The sequence below is a fragment of the Mycobacterium sp. MOTT36Y genome (assembly GCF_000262165.1).
Classification (GTDB): Bacteria; Actinomycetota; Actinomycetes; order Mycobacteriales; family Mycobacteriaceae; genus Mycobacterium; species Mycobacterium intracellulare.
In genome coordinates, this window is record NC_017904.1 from 692,444 (window position 1) to 705,746 (window position 13,303).

Genomic DNA, 13,303 nt, shown 5'->3' on the forward strand with positions numbered 1-13,303 from the left:
GGCCCAATGCGTCGCGCAGGAGTGCTCAGGCTGGCCGCTTTCGCACTCATCCTGGGGTGCGGCCCGGCCTGGGATACCCCTCGCGCCTCGGCGGGCCCCGACGTGCCGCCGGTCAGCGACGCCGCGCGGGCGGCCGGCTTCGTCGACGTCCGCACCGTCGTTCCCGACGCCGTGCTCGATCTGCGCTACGCGACGACCAACAACTTCACCCACACGCAGCTGTATCCGTCCGACGCCAGATGCCTTGTGCACCAATCGATGGCGCCCGGACTCGCCGCCGCCGCCGGCGCGCTGCGACCGCAGGGCCACCTCCTGGTCTTCTGGGACTGCTATCGGCCGCACGACGTCCAGGTCAAGATGTTCAGCCTGGTCCCCAACCCGGCCTGGGTGGCACGACCTGGCCAATATGCGCGCAGCCATGAGTCGGGACGCTCGGTCGACGTGACGTTCACGACGCCGCAACAGCCATGCACGTCGGGACTACACGCGGGTGGGCTGTGCCTGGCCGACATGGGCACCGACTTCGACGACTTCACCTCTCGGGCAACGGCGTTCAACACCCAGGGCATCAGCGCCGACGCGAGGGCGAATCGAGCCGCGCTGCGCAACGCCATGAACTATGGCGGCCTGAAGGTGTATTCGGGCGAATGGTGGCATTTCGACGGTCCGGGCGCGGGTGTCGACCTCCCGATTCTCAACGTCCCCGTCGACTAGATGTCTCATATACCGAGACACGTGTATCATCATGTGGCTTGCCGCCGTACGCTGGCGAGGTGAACGAGCGGGCCAGTTACACACACGGACACCACGAGTCGGTGCTGCGCAGCCACCGCCGCCGCACCGCCGAAGACTCGGCGGCCTACCTGCTGCCCCACCTGAAACCGGGCCTGTCGGTGCTGGATATCGGCTGCGGTCCCGGCACCATCACCGCTGACCTCGCCGCGCGCGTCGCACCCGGACCCGTCACCGCCGTCGACCAAGTCGCCGACGTCCTGGGCGTGGCCCGCACCGAAGCCCGGCAACGCAACCTGTCCAACGTCTCGTTCGGCACCGCCGACGTGCACGACCTCGACTTTGCCGACGGCACGTTCGATGTCGTCCACGCCCATCAGGTGCTACAGCACGTGGCCGACCCGGTGCGCGCCCTGCGTGAGATGCGGCGAGTGTGCGCGCCGGGCGGCATCGTGGCGGTCCGCGACGCCGACTATGCGGGGTTCATCTGGTACCCGCAGCTACCCGCCCTCGAGTTGTGGCGCGAGCTCTACCAACGCGTCGCCCGCGCCAACCGCGGCGAGCCCGACGCGGGCCGGCGGCTGCTGTCCTGGGCACAGCAGGCGGGATTCGACGACATCACACCCACCGGCAGCCTGTGGTGCTACGCCACACCCGAGACGCGCGAATGGTGGGGCGGCATGTGGGCCGACCGGATCCTTCATTCGACCGTGGCCAGCGACCTGGTGAGCCTCGAGCTGGCCACCCCGGCGCAGCTCGAGGAGATCTCCGCCGCCTGGCGAGAATGGGCCGTCGCCGAAGACGGCTGGATCGCCATCCCGCACGGCGAAATCCTCTGCCGTGCTTAGGTATTCAGTCCAGGAATAGGTCCGGGATCGGCTGCTCGCCGCCGCCGTATCGGGACAGATCCGCAACCCCGGCCGATCGCAGCACCTCGGCGTCGACGTGGCATTCGCCCGTGGCTTGCCGGGCGGGTCGAGAGACGATCTCGACGGCGGCGTCGCCCATGATCTCCGGGCTGCGCGACGACGCGGCCAGCCGGTCGCCATCGGCCATGTTGGTGACCGCCGCGGTGGCGATGTAGGTCTCCGGCCACAGGCAGTTCACGCCGATCCCGTCGTCCGCGAACTCGGCCGCCCAGCCCAGCGACAGCAGCGTCATCCCGTACTTGGACAGTGTGTAGGCCGGGTGGGCGCCCAGCCAGCGGGGGTTCATGTTGATCGGTGGCGAGATGGTCAGCACGTGCGGGTTGGCCGATTTCTTTAGATGGGGCACGCACGCCTTGGTCAGCAGGAAGGTGCCGCGCAGGTTGATCTCCTGCATCAGGTCGTATTTCTTGGCCGACAGCACGGCCGTCGGGTCGGTGGCGATGGCGCTGGCGTTGTTGACGCAGATGTCGATGCCGCCGAACCGCTGCACGGCCGCGTCGACCACGCGCTGCACGTCCTCTTCGCGGCGCACGTCGCCCACGACGGCCAGCGCCTTCCCGCCGGCGGCCTCGACGTCGGCCGCCGCGGTGTGCACCGTCCCGGGCAGGCGCGGATGGGGTGTGTCGGTCTTGGCCAGCAGCACCACGTTGGCACCCCGCCTGGCGGCGGCGATCCCAATCGCGAGTCCGATCCCGCGGCTCCCGCCGGAGATCACCACCGTGCGATCGGTGAGCACGTTGTCAGCCATTCGTCTCCTTTGACCAGGTCAAGCGTATGGTATTGGCATTCTCTTTTTTTGCAAGTACGTTATTCACCGATGGATAATACGGCCCACACTCCCTCCGGCATCCCGCTGCAGCCCGTATATGGGCCGGCGGATAGGGGCGCGGAGCCTCCCCAGCCCGGGGAGTTCCCCTTCACTCGCGGCAACTTCGCGTCGGGCTACCGCGGCAAGCTGTGGACCTTCCGCCAATATTCGGGGTTCGGCACCGCCGAGGAGTCCAATCGCCGGTACCGCTACCTGCTGGATCAGGGCGGGACCGGGTTGTCGGTGGCGCTCGACCTGCCGACGCAGTGCGGATACGACTCCGACGACCCCGAGTTCGGTGAGGAGGTCGGCCGGGTCGGCGTCGCGGTGGATACCCTGGCCGACTTCGAGATCCTGTTCGACGGCATCCCGCTGGACAAGCTCAGCACCAGCATGACCATCAACGGCACGGCGGCGATCCTGCTGGCCTTCTACGTCGCCGCGGCCGAGAAAAAGGGCATCCCGCGGGCCAAGCTCACCGGGACCATCCAGAACGACATCCTCAAGGAGTACGCCTCGCGCGGGACCTGGATCTGGCCGCCGGAGCCGTCTTTGCGGTTGATCGCGGACACCATCGAGTTCTGCGCCGCCGAGGTGCCCAGGTTCAACGCGATCTCGGTCGCCGGTGCGCATTTCCGCGACGCCGGGGCCAACGCCGTGCAGGAGATGGCGTTCACCCTGGCCGACGGCGTCACCTACTGCGACACGGTGGTGGAACGCGGCCGCATGACGATCGACCAGTTCGCGCCGCAGATCTCGTTCTTCTTCTACACCCACGGGGATTTCTTCGAGGAGATCGCCAAATACCGTGCGGGGCGGCGGCGTTGGGCGACGATCGTGCGGGAGCGCTACGGGGCGACGAAGGACAAGGCGGCGATGTTCCGCTTCGGCTGCGTCTGCGGCGGGGCGTCGCTGTATGCCCCGCAGGCCCACAACAACATCGTCCGGGTGGCCTACGAGGCCATGGCCGCCGTATTGGGCGGCGTCCAGTCGATGTTCACGGCCGCCTGGGACGAACCATTCGCGCTGCCCACCGAGGAGACCACCACGCTGGCGTTGCGCACCCAGCAGATCCTCGCGCACGAAACCGGCGTGGCCAGTGTGGCCGACCCGCTGGGCGGCTCGTACTTCGTGGAGGCGCTGACCGACGCGACCGAGGAGCGCATCATCGAGATCATGTCCGACCTCGAGCGGCACGGAGGAATGGTCCATGCCATCGAGGACGGTTACCTACAGGGCCTGATCGCCGACGAGGCATTCAAGATCCACCAGGACATCGAATCCGGCGACCGCCCGGTCGTCGGCGTCAACCGCTTCGTGACCGAGGAACCGGAACACGATGTCGTCACCTATGAGCTCGACGCCGAAGGGCGTGATCTTCAGCTCAAGCGGCTCTCCAAGGTAAAATCCGAAAGGGATTCGGCCGCAGTGAAATCCAGCCTCGCCGCCCTGTCGCGTTCCGCCGAAGGAGACGACAACCTGATGCACAAGTTGATCGACTGTGCCAACGCCTACTGCACCGTTGGGGAGATGGTCTCCGCGCTCAAAGCAGTGTGGGGCGAGTTCCAGCAGCCGGTGGTGTTCTAAGTGGCCGTTCGCGTTCTCGTTGCCAAACCCGGCCTGGACGGACACGACCGCGGCGCCAAGATCGTCGCCCGCACCCTGCGCGACGCCGGATTCGAGGTCATCTACACCGGCATCCGCCAGCGTATCGAGGACATCGCCTCGATCGCGGTGCAGGAAGACGTCGCCGTGGTCGGCCTGAGCATCCTGTCCGGTGCGCACCTGGCGCTCACCGCGCGCACCGTCGAGGCGCTGCGCGCCGCCGACGCCGCCGACATCTCGGTCGTCGTCGGCGGGACCATCCCGCACGCCGACGTCCCCAAACTGCTCTCCGCCGGGGCCGCGGCCGTATTCCCCACCGGGACACCGCTGGACAACCTGGTGCGCGACATCCGCGCGCTGACCGGGACCCCCGAGCCCGCTTCGGAAGAAAAAGAGGAACAGTGCGCGTCGGAGTAATGATCGGTGCCGAGCGTGGCGACATGGCCCGCAAGGTGCACAAGCTGGCCTCCGATATCGAATGGGCCGAATCCGCGGGTCTGGACACCGCGTGGATGCCGCAGGTGCCCAACGACTTCGACTGCCTGACCATGGTGTCGCTGATGGCCGCGCACAGCTCGCGCATCGAACTGGGCACCGCGGTGGTGCCGCTGCAGGCCCAGCATCCGATCGCGCTTGCCCGCCAAGCGCTTTCGACGCACGCGGTGGCAGGCGGGCGGCTGGCTCTCGGTGTCGGGCCGTCGCACCACTGGATCATCCGCGACATGCTCGGCCTGCCCTACGAGAAGCCGGCCGCCTATACCCGCGATTACCTGCAGGTGCTCAACGCCGCTGTCGCCGGCCCGGGCCCGGTGGATATCGAGAACGATTCGTTCACCGTGCACAACCCGCTGGCGATCGGGGCCGATACCCCGATGCCGGTGCTGGTCGCCGCGCTCGGCCCGGTGATGCTGCAGCTCGCCGGTGAACTCGCCGACGGCACCGTGTTGTGGATGGCCGACGAGCGCGCGATCGGTGACCACATCGCGCCGAAGATCACCAAGGCCGCCGCCGATGCCGGGCGACCCGCGCCGCGGATCGTCGCGGGCATACCGGTATGCCTGTGTGGGCCTTCGCAAGTCGAGGAGGCCAAGGAGCGCGCCAACCGGATCTTGGGGGAGGCCGAGGTGTCACCCAACTACCAGCGCCTGCTCGACCGGGGCGATGCCCGCGACGTCGGCGACCTGTGCGCGGCCGGCGACTCCGAACAGATTCTCGCCCGGATGCGCCGATTCGCCGACGCGGGCGTAACCGATCTCTCGGTGCGGCTGCTGCCCATCGGCGACAACCGGGACGAGCTGGTCGCGTCCAAGCGTCGCACCCGCGAAATGATCGCCTCGCTCGCCGCGGAATTGCGTTGACTCCCAGCAACACCGGGCCACTGGCGGGGATCCGTATCCTCGAGGTCGGCACCATGCTGGCCGGCCCGTATGCCACCATGCTGCTCGCCGACCTCGGCGCCGAGGTCACCAAGATCGAGCCCGCCGGCGGCGAGATCTCCCGCAGCGTCGGCGCCACGTACTTCGCCAGCCTCAATCGGAACAAGTCCAGCATCTGCCTGGATTTGAATTCGGATGCGGGACAACAGCGCCTGGGCGACCTGGTCGGCGAGTCCCACGCGCTGCTGGTGAACCTGAAACCCTCCGCCATCCGCCGGCTGGGCCTCACCTACGAGCAGCTGCGACGGCACAACGAGCGGATCGTCTGCGTGGCGATCACCGGCTTCGGCCTGTACGGCGGCGACGACCCCGCGTTCGACTACGTGGTGCAGGCTGGCGTCGGCACCGCGGCGCTGACCGGTGACCCCGACGGTCCGCCGACGCTGCCCGGCTACTCGTCGGCCGACAACTCCACCGGAATGTCGGCGGCACTGGGACTGCTGGCCAAGATCATCTCCGGCACCGGCGGGCAGGTGGACGTGTCGCTGCGCGACGTCATGCTGTCGCAGCTCAACTACCACGCCTCCGCCTACCTCAACAGTGGGGTGGAGCCGCAGCGGCGCCCCCACGGGGCGCACTCGTATTACGTTCCGGCTCAGCTGTTTCCGACCGCGGATGGCTATCTGGCGCTGTTCATCACCCATGACGGGTTCTGGAAGTCGTTCGCCGCGGAGGCAGGCATCGGTGGTTTCGAGACGATGGCCGAGCGGGTCGCCCGCCGCGACGAAGTACTCGCCGTCGTCACGGCGATGCTGGCGACCGACAGCGCGGCCGGGTGGGAACGCCGGCTGCGCCCGCTCGGGGTTCCGGCCGCGGCCGTCAGGACCCTGCCCGAGGCCCTCGAGGCCACCCCGGAAGTGGTTGTGACAGCGGGTGATTTCCGTCTGGTGGGCAGCCCGATTCACGTTTCCGGCTACGAACCCGAGTACCGTCCACCGCCGGAACTGCCGAGCGTCGAGTAGTTGCGCCGAAATCGCCGATTTCGCGCAACAAGTCGACGTTGGACGCAAAGGCGCTGGCTACGTCTCGCTGGTGAAAGGGGAATTCTCATGGGGCGCATCGGGATCCTGCGACGTTACCTGCGAAAGGCCGGGGTGCGGGCGTGAATGCCTTGCCAACGGTCGAGGATGTCATCGACTCGTACACTGGCCGATCGCACGTGGTGCTGCAATACGGCGCCACCACGAAGCGCCTCGTCGACCAAGCGAAGAAACCGGGCTTCTCGGCGGACAGTTGGAGACCGCTGGCCGAGCTGGTCGCCGTGGGCGAATTCGAGCGAATCGGTGCGTTCAAAGAGGTGATGAAGTGGCCGGACTATGTCGAATTCCTCACCAATTGGGCGACATCGTCGGAGTGGGAGTGTTCTTTCAAGCACATCACCGAGGCCGGCGGCCGCGTGTTTCTCGAACTCGAGGAACGGAGCGAGGTGGGCGAATTCCGTAGCGTGGTCAATTCGCTGACCGTCTATGAGTTCACCGATGATGACCGCATCCGCCACATAGACTTTATCTCCAGATGACGCCGCCGCCGGCCGAGATGCTCAAAAGTTTTGAGGGAGTGGAACTGCCGCAAGGCTAGTCCGTCCGCCGAACGTCGAGTTATGGCGCCAGAATCGCCGATTTCGCGCAATAAGTCGACGTTCGACGCCAAGGGATATGAGGTGCAACGATGGATCTGCAGCGGGTCGCCGACGAACTCGAAATCGCCGCGCTACTCAACAGATACGCCCGCGCCGTCGATGCCAAGGATTGGCAGCTGTACCGCTCGGTCTTCACCGACGACGCGCATATCGACTACTCGTCGGCGGGCGCGGCGGCGGGCCCTCGTGACGAGGTGGCCGCATGGCTGGAGCAGGGCTTCGGCGCGATCCCGATGTCGATGCACTACATCACCAACGTGGAAATCCTGGCGCTGCACGGCGATTCCGCGACGGTGCGCGCCATGTTCTACAACCCCATGCAGTTGCCGGGCATGGCGGAGTTGAGTTACTGCGGCGGCTACTACCACCACGAGCTGACGCGCACGGCCGACGGTTGGCGCAGCCGCAGCCTGCGCGAGGAGAACGTGTGGTTCGTCAACCCGCCAACGGGCTGACGATGCCCCGAGCGTCGAGTTGTGGCGCAAAAATCGGTGATTTCGCCCAACAAGTCGACGTTCGGCGTCAGGACGTGGCCAGCTGCTTTTCCTGATAGCGCCGCGCCCACTCGGCACGCGACCGGATCGACACATCCACGTCGGTTGCCTTGGCGCGCAGGGCCTTGACGGTCGCCTGCTCGCGGGGCGTGCGGGCGAACGGGTCCCAGCCGAAGAACCGGCAGGCGTTGGCCCAGGTGATCTTGTTGACGTCGGAGTCGTCGGCGCCGGCGGCGTTCAGTTCGGCCAGCACCTGCTCGGGCGCGTCGGGCCAGAAGCAGTCCGAGTGCGGGTAGTCGCACTCCCAGGCGATGATGTCGATGCCGATCTCATGGCGCAGCTTCAGCGACGTCTTGTCGGTGACGTAGCAGGCCAGCGAATGCTCGCGGAAGACGTCGCTGGGCAGCTTGTCGCCGAAGTCGCGGCGCAGCCACTTCTGGTTGGTGTAGTGGCGGTCGCTGCGGTCGAGGTAGAAGGGGATCCAGCCGATACCGCCTTCGGAGAAGGCGAATCTCAGGTCGGGGTAGTTGCGCATCGCCGGGCCCCACAGCAGGTCCTGGGCGCACATCGCCGAGACCTGGGTGGCCAGAATGATCATGTTGTCGATCGGGGCGTCGGGCGCCATGCTGATCGCCCCGAAGCCGGTGCCGATGTGCAGACACATCACCACGTTCTCCTCGGACAGCGTGCGAAACACCGGCCCCCAGTAGTCCTCGTCGTGGTAGCTCGGAAGTCCTTCCAGATGCGGCAATTCCGGCATGGTGACCGCGCGGCAGCCCTTCGCGGCGACCCTACGGATCTCGGCGCACATGCCCTCTGGAGTCCAGGTCGGCAGGATCGCGATGGGGATGAACCGGTCCGGGTAGGAGCCGGCCCATTCGTCGATGTGCCAGTCGTTGTAGGCCGACACCATCACTAAGGTGACGTCCTCGCGCGTCATGTTGAGGTGCCGGGCCGAAAAGCCGGTGAACGTCGGGAAGCACATCGACGCGAGGATGCCGTTGCGGTTCATATCACGGACGCGCTCGTGGACGTCGTAGACGCCCGGACGCATCTCGGCGAAGCCGGCGGGGTCGCGGCCCCACTCCTCGGCAGGCCACGACACCACGGCGTTGAGTCCGCTCACGCCCTGTGGGCGGCCCTGGTACATCCACTGGTCGACGCCCTTGTCGTCGGTCACGACGATCGGTGCCTCGTCCCGGTACTTGGCGGGCACGTGGCGCAGGAACATGTCCGGCGGTTCGACCACGTGGTCGTCAATGCTCACCAGGATCAGGTCATCGGCCTTCATCAATGGGCTCCTCTTGTGTGCGCGACGCGAGCTCGGTCAGCCGCTGCACTCGGTGGTGGTTTCGAGCAGTCGTGGAATCGGCGGCGGGTCCAGCTGCAGGGCATCGGACATGTGCAGCTGCGGCCCGTTGGCGATCATGTTGTCCAGAATCGCCTGCAGATCGTCGCCTTCGATCTCGTAGATCGCGACGTAGGGGCCGTCGCCGTCGACCGGTCGCAGTCGACGTGCCGAGACGAATCCGTCCAGCGCCACCAGCTCACCCAGGTGCACCTCGTCGTACCAGGTGTTGTACTCGTCTTCCCGTTCGGGCGAGCTGGGCCGACTTTCCACGAGGATGATGCCCTTGGCCATCGCAATTTCTCCTGGCTGCTACTCGTAGCGCACCGTGATCGAGTCCGTATCCGGAACGCCCTGGCACGTCAGAATGTAGCCCTCTTCGACCTCGTCGGGTTCGAGAGCGTCGTTGACCCGCATGGTGGCGTGCCCCTCTTCGAGCTTGGCCATGCACGTCCCGCAGTTGCCGGCCTCGCAACTGAACGGCGGCTCGAGCCCGGCGCGCCGCGCGGTCTCCAGGAGCGTCTCGCCCGGCACCCTGGGCACCGAGACCTTTTTGCGGTCGAGATGAATCGTCACGGTTCCGGCGCCGGAGCCGTTTGTGGCCGGATCTGTCACCCGTGGGGTCTCCTCGATGATCCGGGTGACCGTCACGTAGACCGCCCCCTTCCGTACTTGCATTCTTCAGTATAGAGAATACTATTCTCACGAAGCGATAGCATCTTCTCAAGACTTGTATGGATGTCGGGTCAGCCCGGTCTGTCAGGGAAGGACGGGACGTGACCGAGCCGGCGGCGCTCGTGTTCGAGGAACGGCGATTCAGCGCGCCCGAACTCCACGCGTTGGCCGACGGATGGGCCGCGGCCCTGGCCAAAGACGGCGTCACAGCAGGTCAGCGGGTCGCGGTCATGGCGTCCAACCGGCCGGAGTTCCTCGCTGTGGTGCTCGCGATCTGGCGGCTGGCCGCCAGTGCCGTCCTCATCAGCCCGGCCTGGAAACGCGACGAGGTCGACCACGCGCTCGCGCTGACGGGTCCCGCGCACGCCGTCGGCGACCACCCCGTGCTGGCCGGCCTTATGCCGATGCTGCACCTGGACGAGCCCGTCCCACCGGCCGACCCGGCCACCGGTCCTGCGCCGCCGGCTGAGGCCGACGCGGCGCTGGTGTTCAGCTCCGGCACCACCGGCCTGCCCAAGGCCGTCCGCCACACCCACGTCTCGCTCGACGAGGCCGTGCGGCACTGGCGCCACGCGCTGCAGTTGACGCACCGCGACCGGATCCAAGTTGCCACGCCACCGTCACACATCCTCGGGCTGCTGAACCTGCTGACCGCGTGGGAGACGGGCGCCTGCGTGCGGCTGCACCGCCGGTTCGACATCGACCGGGTGCTGCACCACATCGAAAGTGACCGCATCACAGTGGAAATGGCGGTCGCACCCATCGCGCTCGCCATCGCCTCGCACCTTGGCCTGGAATCCTATGACCTGTCGTCGCTGCGCTACATCATGTGGGGAGCCACACCGGTCAACGCCAACGTCGCGCAGACCGTGACCCGGCGCACCGGCGTGAGCTGGCTTCCGGCCTACGGGACCACGGAATTGCCTGTCATCGCCTGTAATCCGATCGAGGACGCGCGACTCGACACCGTCGGACGCGCGGTACCCGGTGTGGACCTGCGGGTCGTCTCGCTGGAGACGGGCGAGCCGGTCGGCCCCGGTGAGGTCGGTGAGATTCAGGCCCGGTCGGCGTCGCTCATGGCCGGCTACCTGCCGGCCGAAGCGACCGGCGAGGCGATCCGGGATGGCTGGTATCGGACCGGAGACGTCGGGTGGCTGGACACCGGCGGCTGGCTGCGGATCACCGACCGCCTCAAGGAGATGATCAAAGTCCGCGGCTTCCAGGTCGCCCCCGCCGAGATCGAGGCGGTGTTGCACGGTCATCCGGCGGTGAAAGACTGTGCGGTGTTCGGGATTCCCGACGGAACCAACGGCGAGGCGATCGTCGCCGCGGTCGCGACGTCCGCGCCCGTCGACGCGTCCCAGCTGACCGCCCTGGTGGACGAGAAGTTGGCGTCCTATAAACATCTGAGCCGAGTGGTGTTTGTGCCTGAAATTCCCCGCCTGCCCTCGGGCAAGGTGCTGCGCCGAGTGCTGAAGGAGCGCCATGGATGTACGTCTGACAACTGAGCAACAGCAATTGCGCGACGCCGCCGCCAAGCTGGCCGACGATCTGGGACCGGCAACGGTCCAGGATCTCGACGACCAGAACCGAATCACGCGCCTGGACAAGCAGATCGAGTCCACAGGCTGGCGCTCGTTGCGCTCCGATTGGGCCTCGGGCGTCGAAGTGGCCATCGTGGCAGAGGAATTGGGGCGTCGTCTGGTGGACACGCCGTTTCTCGGCCCGGTGCTCGCCGACGATCTCGCCCGTCACATCGGCGAAGAAGCCTCGGGGACAACGGTCGCGGTCGACGATCGGGTGATCGACGCGCGCGGCGCGCGGCGTGCGTTAGTGCTCTCGGGCGGCGCGGTCTCGGCCGTCGATGTGCAGGCGTTGACCGATGGCGTCGACCTCACGCGGGCCGAGGCGAAGATCGTGGGTTCGCCGGTGGCGCTGGGCGAGGTGTCCCCTGAGGTTGCCGAGCAGTGGCGGGCACTGGCTCTGGTCGCGACGACGGCCGACCTGGTCGGTATCGCCCGCGGCGCGCACGCCGTCGCCTGCGACTACGCCAAGATCCGCGAACAATACGGCAAGCAGATCGGGTCGTACCAAGCCATCGCGCATCTGCTGGCCGAAAGCCTTGCGCTGATTGAAGGTTCGGTCAGCGTGTTGCGCCACGCCGCGTGGGCCGTCGACGAGTTGGCACCCGCCGAAGCCATTCGGGCCGCCCAGATCGCCAAGGTCTATTGCGCGCGCGCCACCCGAACCGTCTGCGAGACGGCCATTCAGGTGCACGGCGGCATCGGCAACACCTGGGAATGCGTGGCGCACGTCTACCTGCGCCGCGCCCTGACCTCGACCGAGCTGTGGCCGGTCGCGTTGAAGGAGATCGATCTTGGACTTTCGTGACTCACCCGACGAGGCCGCCTTCCGGGAGCGGCTGCGCACCTGGCTTTCCGCGCACGCCAAGGAGTTCTCCGGCACCGGGGACGAGTATTGGGCGCGCATGGCCGACTGGCATCGCGCCCTGTACGACAACGGCTTTTTCGGCCTGTCCTGGCCCCGCGAGTGGGGCGGGCAGGACCTGGCGCCGGTCTATGACGTCATCGTCGACGAGGAGCTGGTCCGTGCGGGCGCACCGCCGCGACCCAGCGTCGGCTATCTGGTGTACGGCATCGGCGAGCACGCCAACGACCAGGTGCGCAAGCGCTTCCTGCCCGGCATCATCAACGGCAGCGAGCGGTGGTGCCAGGGCTTCAGCGAGCCGGGCGCCGGTTCGGATCTGGCCTCGCTGACCACCACCGCCCGCCTCGAGGGCGACAAGTACGTGGTGAACGGGCACAAGATCTGGACCAGCTATTCCGACGTGGCCGACTGGTGCCTGCTGCTCGCGCGCACCGATCCCGCGGCCAAGCGTCACCGCGGCCTGTCGGCGTTCGTCCTGGAGATGAAACAGGCTGGCGTGCAACAGCGCCCGCTGCAGATGATCAACGGCGTGACCAACGAATTCGGTCAGGTGTTCTTCGACGATGCCACGGTCCCGGCGGACCGGATGGTCGGTGCTCCCGGGGACGGCTGGGCGGTGGCCATGACCGTCGTCGGGCACGAACGCGAGCCCTCCACACTGGGCTACGCCGCCCGCTACGGCAAGCTCGTCCGGGAGTTGTTGTCGCGGAACGACGGTGACGTGCCCGAGGAGCTGGCGTGGGCCGCGGTCCAGTCGGACATGCTGACCCATCACGTGCGGCGGCGGTTGTCCGAACAGCTCGACGGGGTTTCGCACGGCTCGGAAGGCTCGCTGGACAAGCTGCTGATGACCTGGGTGGAACAATCCGTCGGGCACGCCGCCCTGGCCGTCGCGGGCACGCGTGATCCCGATCTGCTCAGCGCCTACCTGTACAGCCGGGCGCAGAGCGTCATGGGCGGGACATCACAAATACAGAAGAACATCATCGCCTCACGAATCTTGGGATTGTAGGAGTGATCGCGAACGCGGGCGAAGCCCGGGTGAAGCGGGTCACGACCGTTGAAGTAGGAGTGATCGCGAACGCGGGCGAAGCCCGGGTGAAGCGGGTCACGACCGTTGAAGTAGGAGTGATCGCGAACGCGGGCGAAGCCCGGGTGAAGCGGGTCACGATCATCGAAGGAGTCTGAC

General features: G+C 67.1%; 15 protein-coding genes and 1 pseudogene. 12 read left to right on the forward strand and 4 right to left on the reverse strand.

Translation table 11 applies throughout. The features are described from left to right. Positions 1-6: 6 nt before the first annotated feature. A complete protein-coding gene (locus W7S_RS03470) occupies positions 7-714 on the forward strand; it encodes a M15 family metallopeptidase (protein ID WP_036454610.1) in 708 nt (235 codons plus the stop codon). A gap of 59 nt (positions 715-773) precedes the next feature. Next, entirely contained in the window at positions 774-1,580 is an 807-nt protein-coding gene (locus tag W7S_RS03475; protein ID WP_014710950.1) for a methyltransferase domain-containing protein, read from the forward strand. Positions 1,581-1,584: 4 nt separating this feature from the next. On the opposite strand, the gene W7S_RS03480 is transcribed toward W7S_RS03475, so the two are convergent. Further along, positions 1,585-2,409: an NAD(P)-dependent oxidoreductase gene (locus W7S_RS03480; RefSeq protein ID WP_014710951.1), complete on the reverse strand. Its 825-nt coding sequence runs from the start codon at positions 2,407-2,409 to the stop codon at positions 1,585-1,587. Between the two features lie 69 nt (positions 2,410-2,478). Here W7S_RS03480 and W7S_RS03485 point away from each other — a divergent pair, with 69 nt between their 5' ends. The 6 genes and pseudogenes from W7S_RS03485 (at position 2,479) to W7S_RS03510 (ending at position 7,604) form a co-directional block, all read left to right on the forward strand. After that, the gene (locus W7S_RS03485; RefSeq protein ID WP_008253553.1) at positions 2,479-4,056 is read left to right on the forward strand and encodes a methylmalonyl-CoA mutase family protein; all 1,578 of its coding nucleotides are present in this window, start codon (positions 2,479-2,481) and stop codon (positions 4,054-4,056) included. Continuing rightward, a complete protein-coding gene (locus W7S_RS03490; RefSeq protein ID WP_008253559.1) occupies positions 4,057-4,491 on the forward strand; it encodes a cobalamin B12-binding domain-containing protein in 435 nt (144 codons plus the stop codon). Next, positions 4,476-5,432 (forward strand): LLM class F420-dependent oxidoreductase, encoded by a 957-nt coding sequence (locus tag W7S_RS03495; protein ID WP_014710952.1) that lies wholly within the window; start codon positions 4,476-4,478, stop codon positions 5,430-5,432. The genes W7S_RS03490 and W7S_RS03495 overlap by 16 nt, the downstream gene beginning before the upstream one ends. Then, positions 5,429-6,472 carry a CaiB/BaiF CoA-transferase family protein gene (locus W7S_RS03500; protein WP_014710953.1) on the forward strand — a complete coding sequence of 348 codons (1,044 nt, stop codon included), beginning with the start codon at positions 5,429-5,431 and terminating at the stop codon, positions 6,470-6,472. The genes W7S_RS03495 and W7S_RS03500 overlap by 4 nt, the downstream gene beginning before the upstream one ends. A 140-nt stretch (positions 6,473-6,612) precedes the next feature. Next, positions 6,613-7,088: pseudogene (locus W7S_RS03505) on the forward strand (hypothetical protein). 90 nt (positions 7,089-7,178) lie between these two features. Beyond that, positions 7,179-7,604 (forward strand): nuclear transport factor 2 family protein, encoded by a 426-nt coding sequence (locus W7S_RS03510; protein ID WP_014710955.1) that lies wholly within the window; start codon positions 7,179-7,181, stop codon positions 7,602-7,604. Between the two features lie 67 nt (positions 7,605-7,671). Here W7S_RS03510 and W7S_RS03515 read toward each other — a convergent pair whose 3' ends face one another. From W7S_RS03515 to W7S_RS03525, 3 genes are read right to left on the reverse strand one after another with little or no spacing between them, the layout of a single operon-like run. After that, positions 7,672-8,934, reverse strand: a complete 1,263-nt coding sequence (locus tag W7S_RS03515) for an amidohydrolase family protein (RefSeq protein ID WP_014710956.1) — start codon at positions 8,932-8,934, stop codon at positions 7,672-7,674. Between the two features lie 36 nt (positions 8,935-8,970). Beyond that, positions 8,971-9,285: a DUF4286 family protein gene (locus tag W7S_RS03520; RefSeq protein WP_014710957.1), complete on the reverse strand. Its 315-nt coding sequence runs from the start codon at positions 9,283-9,285 to the stop codon at positions 8,971-8,973. Positions 9,286-9,303: 18 nt separating this feature from the next. Beyond that, positions 9,304-9,642: a 2Fe-2S iron-sulfur cluster-binding protein gene (locus W7S_RS03525; RefSeq protein WP_014379137.1), complete on the reverse strand. Its 339-nt coding sequence runs from the start codon at positions 9,640-9,642 to the stop codon at positions 9,304-9,306. A gap of 125 nt (positions 9,643-9,767) precedes the next feature. Here W7S_RS03525 and W7S_RS03530 point away from each other — a divergent pair, with 125 nt between their 5' ends. From W7S_RS03530 to W7S_RS27095, 4 genes are read left to right on the forward strand one after another with little or no spacing between them, the layout of a single operon-like run. Continuing rightward, positions 9,768-11,174 carry a class I adenylate-forming enzyme family protein gene (locus tag W7S_RS03530; protein ID WP_014710958.1) on the forward strand — a complete coding sequence of 469 codons (1,407 nt, stop codon included), beginning with the start codon at positions 9,768-9,770 and terminating at the stop codon, positions 11,172-11,174. Next, positions 11,152-12,057 (forward strand): acyl-CoA dehydrogenase family protein, encoded by a 906-nt coding sequence (locus tag W7S_RS03535; RefSeq protein ID WP_014710959.1) that lies wholly within the window; start codon positions 11,152-11,154, stop codon positions 12,055-12,057. Before W7S_RS03530 ends, W7S_RS03535 begins: the two co-directional genes overlap by 23 nt. Beyond that, positions 12,044-13,126: an acyl-CoA dehydrogenase family protein gene (locus tag W7S_RS03540; protein ID WP_014710960.1), complete on the forward strand. Its 1,083-nt coding sequence runs from the start codon at positions 12,044-12,046 to the stop codon at positions 13,124-13,126. The genes W7S_RS03535 and W7S_RS03540 overlap by 14 nt, the downstream gene beginning before the upstream one ends. A gap of 2 nt (positions 13,127-13,128) precedes the next feature. Next, complete coding sequence (locus W7S_RS27095; RefSeq protein ID WP_014710961.1) at positions 13,129-13,302, forward strand: hypothetical protein; 174 nt, start codon at positions 13,129-13,131, stop codon at positions 13,300-13,302. Position 13,303: the final 1 nt, after the last annotated feature.